Here is a 23,125-nt window from a genome sequence, read left to right on the forward strand (position 1 = left end):
GTGTCGTTGGTGCGGGGGCGGGCGCGGTTGGGTGAGCGTGCGGTGGTGGTGGGTGGGGGTTTGGGTGAGTTGGTGGCGGGGTTGGGTGTGGTGGAGCGTGGTGAGGAGGCTGCTGGGGTTGTTACGAGTGGTGGTGGGGTGCGGGTTGATGGTGGTGGTCGGGTGGTGTTCGTCTTTCCTGGTCAGGGCTCGCAGTGGGTGGGCATGGCACTGGAGCTGGCGGACCAGTCGGAGGTGTTCCGGGCTCGACTCGAAGCCTGTGACGCGGCCTTCGCACCCCTGGTGGGTTGGTCGGTCATCGACGCCATCCGCGGCGACGAAGGCGCGCCCGACCTCGCCGAACTCGACGTCGTACAACCCGCGCTGTTCTCCGTGATGGTGTCGTTGGCGGCGCTCTGGCGTTCGCTGGGTGTGGAGCCGGCCGCAGTCGTGGGCCACTCCCAGGGCGAGGTCATCGCGGCCTGTGTGGCGGGCGCGCTGACGCTGGAGGACGCCGCGACCGTGGTGGTCTCGCGCAGCACGCTGCTGAAGAACCTTGCGGGACAGGGCGGGCTGCTGTCCGTCGCGCTGCCGGCGGCCGAGGCGGAGAAGCGGCTGGAACGCTGGTCGGGCCGGGCGAGCGTGGCGGCCGTCAACGGCCCGTCGGCCGTCATCGTCTCGGGAGACAACGCCACCCTCGAAGAACTGCTCGCCGAATGCGAACGAGACGCGATCCGCGCCAAGCGGGTCCCGGACAGCGTGCCCTCGCACTCGGCGCACGTCGAGTTCCTGGAAGAACGCCTCCTCGCCGACCTGGCCGACATCACCCCCCGCACCGGCGAGGTGCCGTTCTACTCCACCGTCACCGGCGAACTGGTGGACGGAGCCGAGCTGGACGCGGCGTATTGGTATCGGAATTTGCGGGAGCCGGTGCGGTTTGAGTCGGTGGTGCGGTCGTTGGTGGGGTTGGGGTTTGATGTGTTTGTTGAGGTGAGTCCGCATCCGGTGTTGGTGGCGGGTGTGGAGGATGTGGGTGCGGGTGGTGTGGTGGTGGGTGGTTCGTTGCGGCGTGGTGAGGGTGGGTTGGGTCGGTTTTTGGTGTCGGTGGGTGAGTTGTTTGTGCGGGGTGTGGGGGTGGATTGGGGTGCGTTCTTTGACGGTGTGGGGTCGGGTGGTGTGGGTGGTGGGTTGGTGGAGTTGCCGACGTATGCGTTTGTTCGGGAGCGTTTTTGGTTGGTGGGTGGTGGTGGGGGTGTGGGTGATGTGGGTGTGTATGGGTTGAGGGGTGTGGGTCATGGGTTGTTGGGTGCGGTGGTGGAGGTGCCGGGTTCGGGTGGGGTGGTGGTGTCGGGTCGGTTGTCGGTGCGGGAGCAGGGTTGGTTGGGTGAGCATCGGGTGCAGGGTCGGGTGGTGGTGCCGGGTACGGCGTTGGTGGAGATGGCGATCTGCGCTGGTGACCAGGTCGACTGCCCGGTACTCGACGAGCTCGTCACCCAGGTCCCGCTGATCCTCACCGAGACCGGCGTCAGCTTCGTACGGATCGTGGTCGGGGAGGCCGAGTCGGGCGGCCGTCGCCCGGTGGCCGTGTACGCCCGCCCTGCCCAGAGCGACGACGAGTGGGTGTGCCATGCCACCGGTGTGCTGACGCCGGAAGGTCCGGTGGGTGTGGTGGGGTTGGGGGTGTGGCCGCCGGTGGGTGCTGAGGTGGTGTCGGTGGGTGGGGTGTATGAGGATTTGGTGGGGCGTGGGTTGGAGTATGGGCCGGTGTTTCGGGGTGTGGAGGGTGTGTGGCGGCGGGGTGGTGAGACGTTTGTTGAGGTGGTGTTGCCTGAGGGTGGTCGTGGTGGGGTGGGTGGTTTTGGGGTGCATCCGGCGTTGTTGGATGCGGCGTTGCATGCGGTGGTTTTGGGTGGGGTGGTGCCGGGGTTGGAGGTGGGTGTTCCGGTGTTGCCGTTTGTGTGGTCGGGGGTGCGGTTGTTTGCGGTGGGTGCGGTGCGGGTGCGGGTGCGTATTTCTGGTGTGGGTGGGGGTGGGTTGAGGTTGGATGTGGTGGATGGTGTGGGTGATCCGGTGGTGGTGGTTGAGGGGTTGAGGTTGCGGCCGTTGCCGTTGGGTGAGTTGGTGGTGGGTTCGCGGGTGTCGGATTTGTATGAGGTGGGGTGGGTGCCGGTTGCGGTGTCGGTGCCGGAGGTGGCCCAGGGCGCGGCCCTGGGGTCGGCCTCGGAGGGTGCGGGTGCGGCTTCGGCCTCGGGTGCGGGTGATGTGTTGGTGTGGGCCGCTCCGACGGGGGAAGCCGCTGCTTTGGCGGGGGAAGCCGCCCGCGGCGCTTCGTGCGATCAGGCCCAGCCCGCGCGTTCCGCGACCTGTGCCGCGTTGGAAGTGGTGCAGGAGTGGCTGGCTGAGGACGGCGACCGGCCGCTGGTGGTGGTCACCGAGCGCGGTGTCGGTGTTGCTCAGCATGAGCCGGTGGATGCGGCTTCCGCGGCCGTGTGGGGGTTGTTGCGTTCGGCGCAGGCGGAGAGCCCGGGGCGGATCACGGTGCTCGACGTCGAGCCGGACACGCGAGTGACCCCGGAACTCGTAGCGGCCGTCGCACACAGCGAGGAACCCCAACTGGCCTTGCGTAAAGGCGAGTTCCATGCACCCCGACTCGCCCGCACCCACCAGAGCAAGTCCCTGCCGCTCGCCCCCGCCGCCTTGACGGCCTCCGTCGAGACCCGGCAGGCGATGCGGGTGGGCATGCGGGAGGCCGGGTCGGCCGAGAACCTGGAGTGGCTGGCCGCCGACGACGTGTGGCAGGAGCTCGACCCGCTCCAGATCCGGGTCGAAGTGCGGGCCGCCGGGCTCAACTTCCGCGACGTGGTCGCCGGCCTCGGCATGATGCGCGGCGACGTGGGACTGCTCGGCACGGAGGCCGCCGGCACCGTACTGGCGGTCGGCGCGCAGGTCACCGACCTGGCGCCGGGTGACAGGGTGGTCGGCCTGGCCTTCGGCTCCTTCGGCTCGGTGGTCGTCAGTGACCGGCGCGGCTGGGTGCGGATGCCCGACGCCTGGACCTTCGCCGAGGCCGCGACCGTCCCGGTGGTCTTCCTCACCGCGTACTACGGGCTGTGCCGCATCGCCGACGTGCAGCGGGGCGAGAGCCTGCTCGTCCACGCGGCCAGCGGCGGCGTCGGCATGGCGGCCATCCAGCTCGCCCGCCACCTCGGCGCCGACGTGTACGCCACCGCGAGCCCCTGGAAATGGCCGGTGCTGCGGTCCCTCGGAGTGCCGGCGGAGCGCATCGCCTCGTCGCGGAGCCTGGACTTCGAGCACACGTTCCGCACCGCCACCGGTGGCCGCGGCGTGGACGTGGTGCTGAACTCGCTGGCGGCCGAGTACGTCGACGCCTCGCTGCGGCTCCTCGCCGACGACGGCCGGTTCCTTGAGATGGGCAAGACCGACATCCGTACCGACGAGGAGATCGCCGCCGCCCGGCCCGACGTGCGCTACCAGGCGTACGACGCGCTGGACGCCGGGCTCGACCGGGTGGCGGCCATGCTGGGCGAGCTGATGGAACTCTTCGCCCGTGGGGTGCTCACCCCCCTGCCGGCCACCCTCTTCGACGTGCGGCAGGCGCCCGAGGCGTTCCGCTTCATGGCCCAGGCCCGGCACACCGGCAAGATCGTGCTGACCGTGGACCCCGCGGCGGCGACCGGCGGCGCGGTGCTCATCACCGGCGGCACCGGCGACCTGGGCCGCCTCGTGGCCCGGCACCTGGTCACCGAGTACGGTGCCCGCGACCTGGTGCTGGTCAGCCGGCGCGGCCCCGACGCGGCAGGCGTCGACGAACTGCGGAGCGACCTCACCGCCCTCGGGGCCCGCGTCGACGTCCTGGCCTGCGACATCGCCGAGCCGACCGAAGTGGACGCGCTGGTCGCGCAGATCCGCGCCGAACGCCCGCTGGTCGGCGTGGTGCACTGCGCCGCCGTACTGGACGACGGGGTGATCACGGCCCTGGACGCGACGCGGGTGGCCCGGGCCTTCGGCCCCAAGGTCGACGCCCTGTGCCGGCTGGACGCGCTGACCCGGACCCCCGAATGCCGGCTGTTCGTCGTCTTCTCCTCGGCCGCCGGCGTGCTCGGCAGCCCGGGCCAGGGCAACTACGCGGCGGCCAACGCGGCGGTGGACGCCGTGGTACGGGCCCGCCGGGCGGCCGGTCTTTCCGGGGTCTCGATGGCCTGGGGCTGGTGGGGGCAGGGCGTGGGCCAGACCGCCGCGCTCGGCGCGGCCGACCGGGAACGGTTCGCCCGCAGCGGCGTGGTCGCCATGAGCCCCGAAGAAGGACTCGCCCTGTTCGACGCGGGCCTGGCGCACGGCGCGTCCGCCCTCGTACCGGTGAAGTTGAACGTGGCCAAGGTGGCGGCCCACGGGCCGCTGCCGCCGCTGCTCAGCGGGCTGGCCGCCCCTGGCGGCAGCCGGCGCACCGCCCACCACGGCGGCGAACAGGGTAGTGCGGACCAGCTCCGGGCGACCCTGGCCGCGCTGCCTGGGCCCGAACGCGACCGACACCTGCTGGACCTGGTGGCGGGGCAGGTCGCCACGGTGCTCGGCCACGGCCGGCCCGACGGCGTCGACGTGGGCAAGCCGTTCACCGCGCTCGGCTTCGACTCGCTGACCGCCGTCGAACTCCGCAACCGGCTCGCCGCGGCCACCGGCCTGCGGCTGGCCGCCACCCTCACCTTCGACCACCCGAGCCCGCTGGCCCTCGCCCAGTTCCTGCACACCGAGTTGGTCGACGGGCTGCCTGCGGCCTCCGCCGCGGCCACGCCCGCGCCGGCCGCCCTGCCGGCGGCGGCCGACGCGCCGATCGCCGTGCTCGGCATGGGCTGCCGCTTCCCGGGCGGCGCAAACGGTCCCGACGCCTTCTGGCAGAACCTGCTCGACGGCGTCGAAGCAGCCTCCGAGGTGCCGGCCGACCGCTGGGACATGGACGCCTACTACCACCCGCGCAAGGGCGTGCCGGGCAAGGCCTACACCCGCAAGGCGTCCTTCGTCACCGACCTCGCCGACTGGGACGCCGAGTTCTTCGGCTGCACCCCGCAGGAGGCGCTGCGGCTCGACCCCCAGCACCGGATGCTGATGGAGATGGTCTGGCTGGCCATGGAGGACGCCGGCATCCCGGCCGAGCGGATGCGCGGCAGCAAGACCGGTGTGTTCCTCGGGCTCAGCGACTCCACCCAGTACTCCAGGCGGCAGATCGAGGCCGAGGGGCAGGCGTGCTTCGACGACCCCAGCTTCTTCCTCGGCCTGTCGGCCAGTGCCGCCGCCGGCCGCATCGCCTACCACCTCGACCTGCGCGGCCCCACCCTGACCGTGGACACCGCCTGCTCCTCCGCGCTGACCGCCACCCACCTGGCCGTACAGAGCCTGCGCAAGGGCGAGTGCGACATGGCCATCATCGCCGCCGCCTCCGCCCTGCTCGACCCCAGCGCCATCGTGCAGGCGTGCAAGATGAGCATGCTCTCCGCGGACGGCAAGGTGAAGGCGTTCGACGCCAGGGCCGATGGGTTCGTCGCAGGTGAGGGGAGTGGCGCGGTCATCTTGCAGCGGGCCGGGGACGCCGCGGCCGAGCGCCGGCCGGTGCACGCCGTGATCCGCGGCTCGGCCATGACGCAGGACGGCCGCAGCAACGGGCTCACCGCGCCGAGCCGGACCGCCCAGGCCCACGTGGTGCGCGCCGCGCTCGCCGACGCCGGCGTCGGCCCGGACGACATCGGCTTCGTCGAGGCCCACGGCTCCGGCACCAGCCTGGGTGACTCCATCGAGTTCGGCGCGCTGAACGAGGTGTTCGGCGGGCGCCCGGTGGAGCGACCGGTGCTGGTCGGGGCCGTCAAGACGCACGTCGGGCACCTGCTCACCACCGCCGGCATGGCCGGCCTCATCAAGACGGTGCTCGCGGTGCGCAACGGCGAGGTCCCGGCCAACCTCAACCTGGAGCAACCCAACCCCGACCTCGACCTCACCGGGCCCGTGCAACCCGCCCAGGCCACCCAACCCTTCCCGGTCGGCGCCGACGCCGTCCGCCGGGCCGGCGTCAGCTCCTTCGGCTGGTCGGGCACCAACATCCACCTGGTGGTCGAACAGGCGGACCCGGGCCCGCAGCCGGCCCCCGAGCCGCCAGCCACCCCCGACACCCACCTCCTCACCCTGTCCGCCACCAATCAAGCCAGCCTCACCGAGGCCGCCGCCGCCCTCGCTGACCACCTGGAACAGCAGCCGGAACTGTCGCTCGCCGACGTGGCGTACACCACCCAGACCGGACGCACCGCCTTCCCGGTGCGCACCGCGCTGCTGTGCACGGACGGCGCGGACGCCGTCGCCAGGCTGCGTAACCCGGGCACCGGTGTGGCCGGCCCCACCCGCACCCACCGGGTCGCGCTGCTCCTTTCGGCCCAGGCCGCCGGGCCGGGCCCGCTGGGCGACGGCTACGGGGAACAGGAGGCGTTCCGCACGGCGTACGAGACGGTGGCCGAGCTGGCCGCCGACCGGTTCGGCCGCACGCTCGGCGCGCCGGGCGACCTCGGCCCCCCGCCGGCCGGTGCTGCGCCGGAGACCGCCACCGAGCACGCCGCGCTGACCACCTTCGCCGTGGAGTACGCGCTGGTGCAGTGGCTGGCGGCGTACGGGGTGCGGCCCGCGGTGCTGGTCGGCCGCGGGGTGGGGGAGTACGTGGCGGCCTGCGCGGCCGGCGTGCTCGAACTGGCCGACGCGCTCGCCCTGGTGGTGGACCCCGCGGCGGCCGGAACGGTGGCCCTGCACGCGCCGCACACCAGCGTGGCCTGTGCCGCGACCGGTGTGCTGCTCACGGCCGAGCAGGCGCTCGACCCGGCCCACTGGGCGGCCGTCCCCGAACGGTCGGCCGCACCGCCCCTCGCGGCCGATGCGCTGGCGCCCTACGCCAGCCTGCTGGTCGAAGCCGGCCCCGGACACACCCTGGCGCCGGCCGCCGACACCCAGGAGGCCCGGGAAGGCGACGACGAGGAAGCACAACTACCGCCCACCGTACGGCTGTTGGATGATGCTGCGGCATCCGGTGCGGGCGGTCCGCTGGTCGCCATCGGGCGGCTGTGGGAACTCGGGCTCACCGTCGACTGGGCCGCCGGCCACCCGGCCGGGCGCAAGCTGCTGCGGCTGCCGGCCTACCGGTTCCAGCGCACCCGCTACTGGCCGACGCCCACCACCCAGCCCGCCGACCCGGCCGAACCCGCCACCAGGACGGCCGCCGAGGCGCGCGGCACCAGGTTCCTGGCGCCCACCTGGCGGCGGCACGACGCGCTGCCGCCCGCCGGCACCTCCCGTACGCCGGGGACGGTGCTGCTGCTGGCCGGCCGCACCGGGCTGGGCGACGCTCTGGCCGCGGGGGCCGCGGCGGCCGGCGACACCGTCGTACGCGTCGAACCCGGCGACCACTACCGCCGCACCGGGTCCACCATCACCATCGACCCGGGCCAGCCCGAACACTACGTACGACTCCTGACCGAACTGGCTGATGTGACCGGGCTGGCCGACCCGGGCGGTCACGCCGACGCCAACGGCACACCCAGCCTCCACGGCACACCCAATGCCAACGGCACGTCCACTGCCAACGGAACACCCAACTCCACCGCCCCCCTCCGCATCATCCACGCCTACGGCCACCCGGACGGGGGCCGGCTCGGTGGTGAGCGACCGGGCGGCGAGCGGCCCGGCAACCCCGAACACAGCAACCCCGAACACAGCAGCCCCGAGCCCGGCGACGCCCTGGAAGCGAGCTTCTACAGCCTGCTCTGGCTCGTGCAGGCGGTCGGTCGCGTGCTGCCGAGCCGCGACGTCGAACTGGTCGTCGCGCTCTCCGGGACCGCCGACGTGCTCGGCGGCGAACAGGTGACGCCACTGGCCGCCCCCGCGGTGGGCCTGTGCCGCTCGATCGTCGTGGAGTACCCGCGGCTGCACTGCCGCTGCGTCGACCTCGAACCGGACGCGCCAGCCACCCGCTCCGCGCCCCAACTGCTGCGCGAATTCGAGCTGTTGGGCGTGGAGGCGGCCACCGAAGGCGCCACCGGCGGGGCGCGGGGCGCCGAGTCGGTCGGCTCCCGGGTGCTCACCGCCTGGCGGCGCGGCCGGCGCTGGCTGCCCGGTGTGGAGCAGGTGACGCTGCCCGAGGTCCCCGACGACCACGTGTGGCGCGCCGACGGGGTGTACGCCATCGTCGGCGGCACCGGCGGCCTCGGCCTCGCGCTCGCCCGCAAGCTCGCCGTCGGCGGCGCCAAGCTCGCCCTCATCGGCCGCACCGAACTGCCCGAACCGGCCCTGTGGGACCACTGGATCGACGCCCACCGCCCCGACGACCGGATCAGCGGCGTGCTGCACGCCATCCGCGGGCTGCGCGCCACCGGCGCCGAGGTGCTGCCGGTGACCGCCGACATCAGCGCCCCGGGCCAGGCCGCCGCCGCGCTGCGCACCGTACGCGAACACTTCGGCGACCTGTACGGCGTCATCCACGCGGCCGGCGTGCCCGGCGGCGGGCTGCTCCAGACCCGTACCGAAGCACAGGCGCGGGCCGTGCTCGCGCCCAAGGTGGCCGGCACCCTGGCACTGGCCGACGCGCTCCGCGGCGACCCGCCCGAGCTGCTGGTGCTCTACTCCTCCACCGTCACCGCCATCGGCGGCCACGGCGAGGGCGACTACGGCGCGGCCAACGCCTTCCTGGACGCGTTCGCCGCGGCCGAGGACGGCGCCGTCGCCGCCCGGGTCGTCTCCATCGGCTGGGGTGCCTGGCAGCACGACCGCTGGCAGTCGGCCGCCTACGCCGCGGCCCCGGTGCTGCGCGAGCGGGTGGCCAGGGCCCGTGCCGAGTTCGGGTTCACCGACGCGGAGGGCACCGCGGCCCTCGGCCGGGCGATCGCCGCCGGCCCCGCCCACCTGTACGTACTCAACCAGCCGCTGGCCGACCTGGTCGAACTGATGCGGCTGATGTCCGACCCCGACGCGCTCACCGGCGCCGGCGCGGAAGGCGCGCCCGAACGCCGCTACCCACGCCCCGAACTGCGCGTCCCCTACCTGGCCCCGCGCAGCGAGACCGAACAGCGGGTGGCGCTGGCCTGGCAGGAGGTGCTGGGCATGGAACGCGTCGGCATCCACGACCCCTTCTTCGAACTGGGCGGCACCTCGCTGGTCGGCCTCGCCGTGGTGGCCCGACTCGCGGCCGAGTTCGAGGTGGAACTCGCGGCGGCGAGCCTGTTCGAACACCCCACCGTCGCGCAGCTCGCCGCGCTGCTCGACCGCTCGCGCCCGGGTGGCGCGGCCGACGGCGGGACACCTGAGGAGCCACGGCTGGACGGCAGCGCGGCACGGGGGCGGCGGCGTCGTGCCGGAGCCTCGACCATCAAGCGCAGGAGGACAGGCAAGTGAGCCGGCACACGAGCGAGGACGGACCGCTGGACGACGAGGTGGGCACCGACATAGCCCTGGTCGGCATGGCGGGCCGGTTTCCCGGCGCGGACGGCGTCCGCAGACTGTGGCACAACATCCGTGCGGGCAAGGACACCATCACCCGCTTCACCGAAGAAGAGTTGCGCGCGAGCGGCGTCAGCGAAGAACTCCTGGCCGACCCCGCTTACGTACGGGCAGGTTCGGTCATCGACGGCATCGACCTCTTCGACGCCGGGTTCTTCGGCTACACGCCGTCCGAGGCCCAACTGCTCGACCCGCAACAGCGGTTGTTCCTGGAGACCGCCTGGCACGCCCTGGAGGACGCGGGGGCCGATCCCGCGCGGTTCGACGGCACCATCGGCGTGGCCGCCGGCACCGGCATCAGCTGGTACATGATGAACAACCTCAACACCCGGCCCGAGCTGACCGAACTCTTCGGCGACGTCCAGGTGGGCCTCGGCAACGACAAGGACTCGCTCGCCACCAGGACCGCCTACACCCTCGACCTCACCGGCCCCTGCTACACCGTCCAGAGCTACTGCTCCACCTCGCTGGTCGCCGTCTCGCTGGCCTGCTCCACACTGGTCAGCGGCGAGGCCGACCTGATGCTGGCCGGCGGCGTCTCGGTGCTGGTCCCGCACCGCGTCGGCTACCTCTACCAGGAGGCCGGCATGGCCTCGCCCGACGGCGCCTGCCGGGCCTTCGACGCCGCGGCCCAGGGCACCCCGGTCGGCAGCGGCGTCGGCGTGGTCGCACTGCGCCGCCTGGAGGACGCACTGGCCGACGGCGACCGGGTGTACGCCGTCATCCGCGGCTGGGCGGTCACCAACGACGGCGCCGACAAGGTCGGCTTCACCGCGCCCGGCGTCCGCGGCCAGGCCGCCGTGATGGCCGAGGCGCTGGCCAGCGCCGGCCTGGAACCCGCCGACATCGACTACGTGGAGGCGCACGGCACCGGCACCGGCCTCGGCGACGCCATCGAGATCAGCGCCCTGCAACACGTCTTCGACGTGCCCGGCGTCACCCGCTGCGCGATCGGCTCCGTCAAGACCAACCTCGGCCACCTGGACCGGGCCGCGGGCGTCACCGGCCTCATCAAGACCGCCCTCGCCCTCCAGCACGAGGAGATCCCACCCACCCTCAACTTCGACCGCCCCAACCCCCAACTGCTGCGCTCCGCAGACCGGTTGGAGGTCGTCAGCGAGCTGCGGCCCTGGCCGCGCGGCGAGCGCACGCGCCGGGCCGGCGTCAGCGCGTTCGGCATGGGCGGCACCAACGCCCACGTCGTACTCGAAGAGGCCGAGCCGGCCGAAGCCAGGCCCCGCCCCACCCCGCGCGAGAACCAGCTCCTGCTGTGGTCGGCGCGCTCGGCCGAGGCCGCCGATGAGCTCACCGGCCGGCTGCGGCAGGCCCACGCCGAACTCCCCGAGCCCGGCGCAGGCCGACCCGCCACCGGTGACATCGCCGACCTCGCGTACACCCTGCAAAGCGGCCGTGCGGTCTTCGAGCACCGCAGGGCGGCCGTCGTCACCTCGCGCGGCGACGCGCTCGCCGCGCTCGGAGCCGACGCCGAACACCGGGTCTTCGCCCGCCGCGACGCCGCCCGCCGCCAGGTCGGCTTCCTGCTCGCCGGCGTCGGCGAGCACTACCAGGGCATGGTCGGCGGCCTTTACCGCACCGAACCCACCTTCCGGTCCGCCATCGACACCTGCGCCGCGCTCTTCCAGGACCTGCTGGGCGTCAACCCGGTCGCCGGCTTCCTGGGCGAGCGGGAGAGCGGCGCGCCCGACCTGGCCCAGTTGCTCGGCCGGACCGGGCCGGCGCAGCAGACGGACACGGCCAGCGCCACCGAGATCGTCCAGCCCGCGATGTTCGCCGTCGACTACGCACTGGGCCGGCTGCTGATGTCCTGGGGCATCCAGCCGCGGCTGCTGCTCGGCTACAGCGTCGGCGAGTTCGCCGCCGCCTGCCTCTCCGGCGCCCTCACCCTGCCCGAGGCCGCGGGGCTCACCGCCTTCCGCGCACAGCTCATCGCGGGCCTGCCGGCCGGCGCGATGGCCGCCGTACCGCTCTCCCAGACCGAACTCACCACCCGCTTCGGCCCGCTCGCCGGCACCGGGGTCGACGTCGCGGCCATCAACGGGCCCGGCTTCACCGTCGTCTCCGGGCCGGTGGACGCGGTGGCCGCACTCTCCGCCCGGCTGGCCGCCGCCGACGTGCCGAGCCGCCCGCTGCGCACCACCCACGCCTTCCACTCCGCCGCGCTGCGCCCCGCAGCGGCCGAGCTCACCGCCTGGGCCCGCGCCGAACTGCGCCCCAAGGCGCCCACCATCCCCTACCTCTCCAACGTCACCGGCGCGCCCATCAGCCAAGCGCAACTCGCCGACCCCGGCTACTGGGCCGACCACATGTGCGGCACCGTCCGCTTCTCGGACATGCTCACCCACCTGTTCGCCGCCGGCGACGACGTCCTGCTGGAACTCGGCCCCGGCCAGTCGCTGGGCGCCATGGCCCGCAACCACCCCGACTGCCCGCGCGAGCGCTGGCCGCTGCTGCTGCCCACGCTGCCCGCCCAGGCCGACCCGACCACCGACGAGGCCGTGCTCACCACGGCACTGGCCCAGCTCTGGCTGGCCGGCGGCGAGGTGGACTGGGACGCCTACCACGAGGGCCGCGAGCCCCGCCGCGTCTCCGCCCCGCCCTACCCCTTCCGGCGCGAGCGCTACTGGATCGACCCGGCGCCCACCCAGGCCGCCGCCGGGCCCGCCAACACCGCCACGGCGAGCCCCGCCGAACCCGCCGCGGTGACCTCCGTACAGTCACTAACTCATTTATCTGACAAGCAGGTTGAGCAGATCGATCCGCTCGCCGAGCGGGGCCTGTTCCATCCGCGCTGGACGCCGCGACCGCTGCCGGCGGCCCCCGCGACGGCCCTCCCCGACGCCCCCGTGTGGATCTTCGCCGACGAGCGCGGGGTTGCCGACGCGCTCGCCGAACGGCTCGCCGCCGCCCGCGTCGACCACCTCCTGATCCGCCCCGCCGGCCTGCCCGCAGCCGACGCCGCCACTGACGGCAGCCGCACCGTACGCCCCGCCGAACAGCAGGACTACCAGCAGCTCATCGAAACGTCCCCGGCCCCCCGCTGGGTCGTCCACCTCTGGGGCCTTGGCAGCGCTCTTTCCCCTCAAGACGCCGACTGCGCACGGGAGTTGGGGTTCGACAGCCTGCGGGCCCTGACCGCGGCGCTCGGCGACGCCCGGTTGCCGCACCCGGTCTCGCTGCTCGCGGCCACCGAGTCGGCGCGCGCCGTGCTCGACACCGACCGGCCGGCCCCCGAGCGCGCCACCGCCTTCGGCCCGCTCCTCGTCGCCCCGCAGGAGTACGCCGGCCTCCAGGTCCGTACGATCGACACGGTCCTGACCGGCGACGTGCCGGGCGACGACGCACCCAGCAGCGAGAGGGCCGCCGGCGACACACCGCTGACCGTCGCCGCCGCCCTGTACGCGGAGTTGCTGCACGGCTTCGACCACCCCGCGGCCGGCACCGAAAGCGCGGCCACCACTGCTCCCGCCGCAACCCCCGACCGTGCCGCCACCACCGCCGACCACCTGCTGGCCCTGCGCGGCGGCGAGCGGCTGGCCCTGGAGTACGTGCCGGCGCCGGCGCCCGATGACCCGCCGGCCATCACACCCAAGGCCGACGGCGTCTACCTGATCACCGGCGGGCTCGGGCCGGTCGGCCTGCTCCTCGCCGAACACTTCGGCGCCGCGCACGGCGCCCGCCTGGTCCTCACCGGCAGGCGCGAACTGCCCGCCCGTGCGGACTGGGAGCGGGCCGCCGCCGACCCCGCCACCGAACCCGCGCTGCGCGAGCGGCTCACCGGGCTGCTGCGGCTGGCCGGGCGCGGCGTGCAGGTGGAGGCCGTCGCCGCGGACGTCACCGACGAGGCGCGGCTGCGCGCCCTGGTCACCGACGTGCGCGACCGGCACGGCCGGCTCGACGGCGTCATCCACCTCGCCGCCATCACCGACGCCGAGGTGCTCAGCCCGCTCTCCGGCCTCGGCCCGCAGGAGCGCGACGCCCACTTCCACGCGAAGATCGACGGCGCGCTCGCCCTGGAGAAGGTGCTGGCGGAGCTGCCCGTCGACTTCTGCCTGCTGTTCTCCTCGATGTCCACCGTCCTCGGCGGCATCGGCTTCGGCAGCTACGCGGCGGCCAACTCCTTCCTGGACGCCATCGCCGCGCGGCACCGCACGGGCCGCACTCGCTGGCTGGCCGTCGACTGGGACACCTGGCCCGCCACCGCGGCCAGCATCAGCGGCCAGTCCTTCGGCGCCTCGCTGGCCGAGTACGCGCTGCACGAGGCGCAGGCGCTGGCCGCCGTCGACCAAGTGCTCGCCAACCCGCACCCACGCACCCTGGTCAGCGCCGGCGGCCTGCCCGTAAGGCTCGCCGAGTGGGTGCACCGGCGCGCCGCCGCCCCGGCCGGCGGCGCCGGCACCCGCTTCCCGCGGCCCGACCTCGCCCAGCAGTTCGTGCCGCCGGCCGGCGCCCTGGAACGCAAGCTCGCCGACCTGTGGGGCGACCTGCTCGGCGTGGACGGCATCGGCGCCCGCGACAACTTCTCCGACCTCGGCGGCACCTCGCTGATGGTGCTGCAACTCGTCAAGCAGATCCGTCGCGAGTTCGCCGTCACGGTCTCGCCCATCACCCTCTTCGAGGCGCCCACCGTGCACGCGATGGCCGCGGTCATCGCCGAACTGCGCGGCGACACCCCGCAGACCGCGCCGCAGCCGGCCGCCGAGCCGGCCCGCGCGCCGCGCGAGCGCACCGACGACGACCGGATCGCCGTCGTCGGCCTGGCCGGCCGCTTCCCCGGCGCCGCCGACATCGCCGCCTTCTGGGAGAACCTCAGCAACGGCGTCGAGTCCGTGAGCCGCTTCACCCCCGAGGAACTGCTCGCCTCCGGCGTCGCCCCCGAGCTGGTGCACGACCCGAACTACGTGCCGGCGCGGCCGGTCCTGGACGACATCCGCACCTTCGACGCCGGCTTCTTCGGCTACAGCCCCCGCGAGGCGTCCACCACCGACCCGCAGCACCGATTGTTCCTCGAATGCGCCTGGGAGGCGCTGGAACACGGCGGCTACGGCACCGCCGCGGGCCGCGGTCGGGTCGGCGTCTTCGCCGGCTCCAACCTCAGCACGTACCTGATGTTGCAGGCCGCCAGCCTCGCCGACGCCGGCGAAGCCGACCTGTACAGCACCGTCATCGGCAACGACAAGGACTCGCTGGCCACCGGCGTCTCCTACAAGCTGGGCCTGACCGGGCCGAGCCTGTCCGTGCAGACCTTCTGCTCCACCGCCCTGGTCGCCACCCACCTGGCCTGCCAGAGCCTGCGGCACGGCGAGTGCGAAATGGCGCTGGCCGGCGGCGCCGGCATCCACGTACCCGACCGGGTGGGACACCTGTACGTGCCCGGCGGCATGGAGTCGCCGGACGGGCGGGTACGCACCTTCGACGCACAGGCGGGCGGCACCCTGTTCGGCGACGGCGTCGGCGTGCTGCTGCTCAAGCGGCTCGATCAGGCACTGGCTGACGGTGACACGGTGCACGCGGTGATCCGCGGGTCGGCCATCAACAACGACGGCTCCCTGAAGGTGGGTTACACCGCGCCCAGCGTCGTCGGCCAGGCCACCGTGGTCGCCGACGCGATGGCCGCGGCCGGCGTCACCGGCGAGGACATCGGCTACATCGAGGCGCACGGCACCGCCACCGAACTCGGCGACCCCATCGAGGTGCGGGCCCTGGTCAAGGCGTTCGGGCCGACCACGCGCAAGCAGTACTGCCCGATCGGATCGGTGAAGACCAACATCGGCCACCTCGGCGCCGCGGCCGGCGCCAGCGGCCTCATCAAGACCGTCCTCGCCCTGCGCCACCGCCAACTCCCACCCAGCCTCAACTTCGACTCGCCCAACCCCGAGATCGACTTCGGCAGCAGTCCCTTCTACGTCAACACCGCACTCACCCCCTGGCAGGTCGAGCCCGGCCGGACCCGCATCGCCGGCGTCAACTCGCTCGGCATGGGCGGCACCAACGTGCACGTCGTCGTCGAAGAGCCGCCCGAGCCACAGCCCGCGGCGCCGGGCGGCCCCGACCGCCGCTACGAGCTCTTCCCGCTCTCCGCCCGCACGGCGGACGCCGCCGACCAGGCCGTCGCCCGCCTCGGCAATCACCTGCGCCAGCACCCAGAGACGCCGCTCGACGTCGCCTACACCCTCCAGGCCGGGCGGGAGCGCTTCGAACACCGCCGGGTGCTGGTCGCCCAGACGCCCGAAGCGCTGCACTCCGCGACCGAGGGCGCGGACGCGGCCGGTTCGGTCGCCGGGCTGATGCGCCGGGCCGACGCGACAGCGGCCAGGCCGGTCGACTTCCTCTTCGCCGGCGTCGGCGAGCAGTACCCGGGCCTGGTCGGCGAGCTCTACCACCGGGAACCCGAGTTCAAGGCGGCCGTCGACGCCTGCCTCGACCTGCTGCCCGACACCGGCGCCGACCTGCGCCGGCTGCTGACCACGGTGCGCCAACGCCCCGCCGACGACGGCGACGTGTTCGCCGCGATGCTCGGCCGCGGCGGCCCGGCCGACGCCGCCGACGAGGCGGCAGCCGCCGAACTCGCCCGCACCGAACTGGCCCAACCCGCCGCGTTCGTCGTCGACTACGCCCTGGCCCGCCTGCTCGGCAGTTGGGGCATCACCCCGGCCACCATGCTCGGCTACAGCCTCGGTGAGTACGTCGCCGCCTGCCTCGCCGGCGTACTCACCCTGCCCGACGCGCTGCGGCTGGTCGCCCACCGGGCCGCGCTGATCGGCCGGCTGCCCGCCGGCGCGATGCTCTCGCTGCCGCTCTCCGCGCAGGACCTCGGCACCAGGTTCGGCAACCTCGCCGACCTCGGCCTGGACATCGCCGTCAGCAACGGCCCCGACCTGACCGTGATCGGCGGCCCGACCGACGCCGTCGACGCCTTCGAGGCCCGCCTCCAGGCCGCCGACGTCCCCGGCCGCAGGCTGGCCACCACGCACGCCTTCCACACCCGCATGTTGGAGCCGATCAGCGCCGAACTCACCGCCTGGATCAGCGAGCACATCACCCTGCATCCCCCGCAGCGCCCCTACCTGTCCAACGTGACCGGCGAGCTTGCCACCGCCGACCTGGTCACCGACCCCGGCTACTGGGCCCGCCACATGTGCACCACCGTGCGCTTCTCCGCCGGCCTGGCCCACCTGCTGGCCGAGCCCGACACCGTACTCCTGGAGATCGGCCCCGGGCAGTCGCTCGGCGCCATGGTCCGGGTCCACCCCGACTGCCCGCGCGAGCGCTGGCCGCTGGTGGTGCCCACGCTGCCGGCCCAGGCCGACCCGCGCCCGGACGACCAGGTCGTCACCGAGACCCTGGCCAGGCTGTGGCTGGTCGGCACCGACATCGACTGGAGCGGCTACCACCAGGGCCGCCCCGTCCACCGCGTACCGCTGCCCACCTACCCCTTCCAACGCCGCGAGTACTGGCTCGACCCGGCCCGTACCCAGCGCCCCGCGGCCCCCGCCGCAGCCGTCGACGTCCAGCTCACCGACGTCACGCTGGACGACGTCAAGCGGGCCCCGCTGCCCCTGCTGCCCGAAGCGGACTGGCTGCACGCCCTGGTGTGGCGGCAGACCGCACCGCGCGGCGGGCGCCTGCCGGCCGGCCGTTGGCTGGTGTTCACCGACACCGGCGCGGCCGACGAGGTGTGCGCGCCCCTGACCCGCCGCCTCACCGCGGCCGGCGGCACCGTCACCCTGGTCCGTCCGGCCGAAGGGCCCGAGACCTTCGAGGCCGCGGCCGACGGCGACGACTACCGGGTCCGCCCGGGCGACGCCGGCGCGCTGCGCACCCTGATGCGCCGGCTCCGCGACGGCGACGGGCTGCCCGACCGCATCGTCCACCTGTGGACCCTCGGCCTCCCCGCCCCCGCGGCGCCGCTGCCCAGCGCCGACGAGGTGGAACGGGCCCTGGTGTACGGCGCCGACACGCTCGTCGGCATCGCCACCGCGGCCAGCGACGTGGGCGCCGAGAAGTGGTCCCTTGACGTGGTCACCTGCGGCACCCGGGCGGTCACCGGCGCCGAGCGGGTACGCCCCGAACTGAGCACCGTCAGCGGCCCCGTACGCGGCATCCCGCTGGAGTACACCGACGTCTCCTGCCGGATGATCGACACCGACCCGGTACGCCCCGCGGGCGCCGCCGCGCTCGCCGCCCTCATCGCGGCCGAACTCGGCGACGGCGACCTGGAACCCGTGGTGGCGCTGCGCAACGGGCGGCGCTGGCTCCCCGACTACGAGACGCTGCCCGACCAGCCGGCCCCCGCCGGCCCCGGTGGCTCCGCTGGCTTCACCGGCCGCGCCGGCGCTGAGCGAATCGCCGACCCCGCTGCCACCGAACGCCCCGCCGGCAACCCCACCGAACCCGGCCCGCTGCGCCCCGGCGGCGTCTACCTGGTCACCGGTGGCCTCGGCGGCATCGGCCTCGCCATGGCCGAACGGCTGGCCCGCGACAGCCGGGCCAAGCTGGTGCTCTTCGGCCGCACCGGACTGCCACCGCGCGAGACCTGGCAACAGGCGCTCGACGACCCGGCCGTCAGCGACGAGGTGCGCCGCCGCCTCACCGGTGTGCTGCGGCTGGAAGAACACGGCGCCGAGGTGGAGATCGTCACCGGCGACGTGAGCGTGGTGGCCGACGCCGCGCGGGCCGTACGCGCCGCCCGCGAGCGGTTCGGCGCCCTGCACGGCGTGCTGCACGCCGCGGGGCTGCCCGGCATCGGCCTCATGCAGTTCAAGACCATCGCCGACATGCGCAAGGTGATGGCCCCCAAGACCGGCGGCACCCTCGCCCTCGAACAGGCCCTGAGCGGCGTCCCGTTGGACTTCCTCGTCCTCTTCTCCTCCATCACCTCCGCCACCGGCGGCGGCCCGGGACAGGTCGACTACAGCGCCGCCAACTCCTTCCTCGACTCCTACGCCGAGGCCACCGCAACCGCCGCTGCCACCGGCACCGGGGAGGGCGGCCCGGCCGGCCGCCGCACCCTGACCATCGGCTGGGGCGAATGGCAGTGGAACGCCTGGGAAGCCGGACTCGCCGGCTACGACGCGGACGTACGGGACTTCTTCCGCGCCAACCGGCAGCGCTTCGGCATCGACTTCGACGCCGGCTGGCGCCTGCTGCTGCGGGCCCTGCGCCAGGACCAGCCGTACGTGGTGGCCAACACCCAGGACTTCTCCCTGATGGAGCGGCTGAGCCGGAACTTCACCGTCGAACTGGTCGGCGGCGGACGCAACGCCGGCCCCCAGGAGGGCACCAGACACCCACGTCCCGACCTGGTCACCCCGTTCGTACCGCCGTCCGGCGAGGTGCAGCAGGTCATCGCCGACGTCTGGGCCGACCTGCTGGGGCTGGCCGAGATCGGCGCCGACGACAGCTTCTTCGACCTCGGCGGCAGCTCCCTGATCGGCATGGAGGTGATGGCCCGCATCCGCCGCCGGCTGGCCATCGACGAACTCGCCCCGCACGTGCTGTACGAGGCACCCACGGTGGCCCGCCTCGCCACCCTGCTCGCCGGCCGGGGCGCACCGGCCAGCGGCCCGGCGGCCCCCACGGACACCGCCGACGACCAGGACCGCAGCGACCGGCGCAAGCGCAGCCTGCGCCGCGCCAAGAACCGGGAGGCCGAGGGCGCATGAGCGAGGACATCGAATCCCGGCTGGCGATCGTCGGCATGGCGGGCCGCTTCCCCGGTGCGCCCAGCACCGAGGACCTGTGGCGCAACCTCAGCCACGGCGTCGGCGGCATCCGCGACATCACCCAGGAGGAACTGACGGCGGCCCGGGTCCCCCCGGCAGCCCAGGCCGACCCGCGCTACGTGCGCCGCGGCGCCCCGCTGGCCGACACCGGCCTCTTCGACGCCACCTTCTTCGGCTACAGCCCGCGCGAGGCGGAGGTGGCCGACCCGCAGCACCGGATGTTCCTGGAGTGCGCGTGGGAGGCGCTGGAGGTGGCCGGGTACCGGCCGAACGCCGTACCGGGCAAGGTCGGCGTGTTCGGCGGGGTGGCCCCCAGCCAGTACGGCATGCGCCATGTGCTCGGCCGCCCCGAGGTGATGGCCACCATCACCCTGGAGCAGTACGGCATGGGCACCACCGCCGACTCGCTGTGCGCGGTCGTCGCGTACAAGCTCGGCCTGACCGGCCCCGTCCTCGGCGTGCAGACCAACTGCTCCACCTCGCTGGTGGCCGTGCACCTGGCCGCGCAGAGCCTGCTGACCTACGACTGTGACGTCGCGCTGGCCGGCGGCGCGGCCATCTTCGACCCGCTGCCCACCGGCTACCAGTTCGAGGAGGGCTCGATCACCTCGCCGGACGGCGTGGTGCACAGCCTGGACGCGGACGCCGACGGCACCGTGATGGGCAACGGCGTCGGCCTGGTCGCCCTCAAGCGGCTGGCCGACGCGCAGCGCGACGGCGACCACGTGTGGGCCGTCCTGCTGGGCAGCGCACTCAACAACGACGGCGCCGCCCGGGCCGGCTACAGCGCCCCCGGCGTCGACGGCCAGAGCGCCGTGATGAGCTACGCCCTCGCGGTGGCCGAGGTGGACCCGGCCACCGTCGACTACCTGGAGTGCCACGCCACCGGCACCCGGCTCGGCGACAGCATCGAACTGGCCGCCGTCGAGCGGGCCTACACCGGCACCCCGACCGCGCCCAGGGTGCTCTCCTCGCTCAAGCCCGACATCGGCCACCTGGACCGGGCCTCCGGCGTCGCCGGGCTGATCAAGGCCACCCTCGCCCTGCACCACAGGACGCTGCCGGCCACCCGCGGCTTCAAGACCCCAAACGCGGCGCTCGCACCGCTGGCCGACCGGTTCACGGTGCTCACCGAGGACCGGCCGTGGCCGCGGCCCGCGAACCACCCACGGCGGGCCGGCGTGAACTCCTTCGGCGCCGGCGGCACCAATGTGCACGTCCTCCTCGAAGAGGCACCGGACCGCCCCACGCCACCGGCCGCGACCGGCCCGCACCTGCTGGTGCTCTCGGCCCGCAGCCGCGACGCGCTCACCACAGCCACCCGGCGCCTCGGCGACCACCTGCGCAGCCACCCCGACCTCCGGCTCGCCGACGTGGCCCACACCCTGCAAGCCAGCCGCACCGGCTTCGCCCACCGCACGGCCGTGCTGTGCACCGACACCGAGGACGCCGTACGGGCCCTGGCCAGCCCCGACCGGCTGCGCACCGCGGGACCGGTGACCCCGACCGGCCAGCGGCACCGGCCCACCGACCCGCAGGACGCCGCCGAAAACTGGCTGGCCGGCGCCGACGTCGACTGGTCGGCCCTGCACCAGGGCCCGCGGCAGCGCGTCCCGCTGCCCAGCTACCCCTTCGAGCGGCGCCGCTACTTCCTCGAACCGGCCGAACTGCCCGCCGGCCTCGCCGGACTCGGCGCCCCACCCACCACCGGCCGGGCAGCGGACGAGGCACAGCGACCCGCGGGCCGCATCCCCGAGATCGGCGACTGGTTCTCGCACCCGGTCTGGCGCACCGCGCCGCTCCCGTACGGGCCGAGCGCCGACGACCTGCGCGGGCGCGGGCCCTGGTGGGTGGTGGCCGACGGCGGGCCGGGGCTGGCCGCCGCCCGGCTGCTGGCGACGCAGGGCGCGGACGTGGTGCTGCTGCGCCCGACCGGTGCCGCGCGGCCCGCGGCCGACCTGCCGGGGCTGCGGGTCCGCGCACTCGACCCGACCGTACGGTCCGACGTCGAACGCGCCCTCGCCGACCTCGGCCGGCCCCGCTCGGTCCTGCACACCCTGAGCCTTTCGGTCAGCCAACAGCCAGACGGAGACGGGCAGTTCGCCGCGGCGCAGCGGCTTGGCTTCTACTCCGTACTGGCCCTGGTCGGCGCGCTCTCGCAGGACAGCAACCCGGGCCCGGTGGACCTGCTGCTGTGCACCACGGGCGCGGTCGAGGCCACCGGCGGCGACCTGCGCCACCCGGAGCAGGCCACCCTGCTCGGCCTGCAACCGGTGATCAACCAGGAGTTCGGCGACATCACCTGCCGGCTGCTCGACCTCGACCCGGCGGACCTGGAGCTGGCCGATCGTGAACCGGGAGACCTGGCCCAGGTGGCTCTGGACCCGGGGTCGGTCCCAGGGTTGGATCAAGCGGCGGCTCCGGAGTCAGGGCGGGAGGGGGCGGCTGCGGGCCCGGGGCCCGTCCCAGGGTTGGACCAGGCAGCCCCGGACCAGGGCGGGGACCCGGCCACCAGCACCGGCGTCCCGGCCCACGCGCGGCTGGCCGCCGAACTACTCGCCGAGACCGGCACCGAAGGCACCGAACCGGCCGCACTGCGCGGACCGAACCGCTGGATACGCTCCTTCGACCCGATCTGGGTGGGGCCGGTGCGCGACGGCCAGCAGCCCGTGCCCGAGCAGGCCACCGTCCTGATCACCGGCGGCCTCGGCACCGTCGGCACCGCCATGGCCCGGCACTTCGCCGCGGCCGGCCACCGCCTGGTGCTCACCGGGCGGACCCCGCTGCCGCCGCCCGAACAGTGGCAGCAGTGGCTGGCCGAGCACCCCGCCGACGACCGCACCGCCGGCCACCTGCGCACCCTGACCGAACTGCGCGAGCAAGGGGCGCAGGTGCTGACGGTCGCGGCCGACGTGGCCGACCGGGACCAGATGGCCGCCGCACTGGCCACCGCCAGGGACCGCTTCGGCCCCATCGACGTCGTCATCCACGCCGCCGGCGCCCAGGGCCGGGAGTACTTCGGCTTCGCCCCCGGGCTCAGCCGCGCCGTGTGCGAGGCGCACTTCGCGACCAAGGTGACCGGACTGCGGGTGCTCGACGAACTCCTCGCCCCCGGCGAAGCACCCCTCCGACTGACCATGTCCTCGCTGGCCGCGGTGCTCGGCGGCGTCGCCTACGGCCCGTACGCCGCGGCCAACGCCGCCATGGACGCCTACGCCAGCGCGCTGCGCCCACGGACCGGCTGGCTGCCGGTCAACTGGGACACCTGGAACCTGGGCGAGGACCCGCACGGCGACTTCGGCGTCACCATGAAGGACTACCACTACGACGCGGACGAGGGCTGCGAAGTACTGGAACGCTGCCTGTCGGTCGCCCACCGCGTGCCCCAACTGACCATCTCCACGGGCCCGTTGGAGCAGCGCTTCGACCAGTGGACGCGGCTCAACCAGACCGAACCCACCCCGCCGCGCACCCGCTACCCGCGGCCCGAACTGCTGGTGCCGTTCGAGCCGCCCGCCTCGGAGCGGGAAGCCGCGCTCGTCGAGATCTGGAGCGAGATCCTCGGCATCGACGGCCTCGGCGTCAACGACAACTTCTTCGACCTAGGCGGCCACTCGCTCGCGGCCGTCCGGATGATGGCCCAGGTCAGAGCGGAGTTCGGGGGCTTCCCCGGCGACGTGTTGATCGAGAACCCGACGGTACGCAGCTTCAGCAAGGTGCTCCCCGCACCCCACGCGGCACCGTGACCCACCCCGCCGCGCCCCGACCACCCGCTGCCACGACAACGGGCCGGGCGGCCGGAGCACCGGAGGGCGAACCACCCACACAGCAAGCCAACCCGACCGCTGCACCCCACAGGCCGGGGG

The 23,125-nt window shown here is 74.1% G+C and carries 3 protein-coding genes; all 3 read left to right on the top strand.

The window, feature by feature from the left end:
• The first annotated feature begins 60 nt into the window (after window positions 1-60).
• Genes ACMA1D_RS12260 through ACMA1D_RS12270 form a run of 3 tightly spaced genes read left to right on the top strand, consistent with a single transcriptional unit; the run spans window position 61 to window position 23,005 of the window.
• Window positions 61-9,411: an SDR family NAD(P)-dependent oxidoreductase gene (locus tag ACMA1D_RS12260; protein ID WP_414723942.1), complete on the top strand. Its 9,351-nt coding sequence runs from the start codon at window positions 61-63 to the stop codon at window positions 9,409-9,411.
• Window positions 9,408-19,199: an SDR family NAD(P)-dependent oxidoreductase gene (locus ACMA1D_RS12265; protein WP_414723943.1), complete on the top strand. Its 9,792-nt coding sequence runs from the start codon at window positions 9,408-9,410 to the stop codon at window positions 19,197-19,199. The genes ACMA1D_RS12260 and ACMA1D_RS12265 overlap by 4 nt, the downstream gene beginning before the upstream one ends.
• A complete protein-coding gene (locus ACMA1D_RS12270) occupies window positions 19,196-23,005 on the top strand; it encodes an SDR family NAD(P)-dependent oxidoreductase (RefSeq protein ID WP_414723944.1) in 3,810 nt (1,269 codons plus the stop codon). The genes ACMA1D_RS12265 and ACMA1D_RS12270 overlap by 4 nt, the downstream gene beginning before the upstream one ends.
• Window positions 23,006-23,125: the final 120 nt, after the last annotated feature.

The organism is Streptomyces sp. 796.1, from assembly GCF_047525675.1.
Classification (GTDB): domain Bacteria; phylum Actinomycetota; class Actinomycetes; order Streptomycetales; family Streptomycetaceae; genus Streptomyces.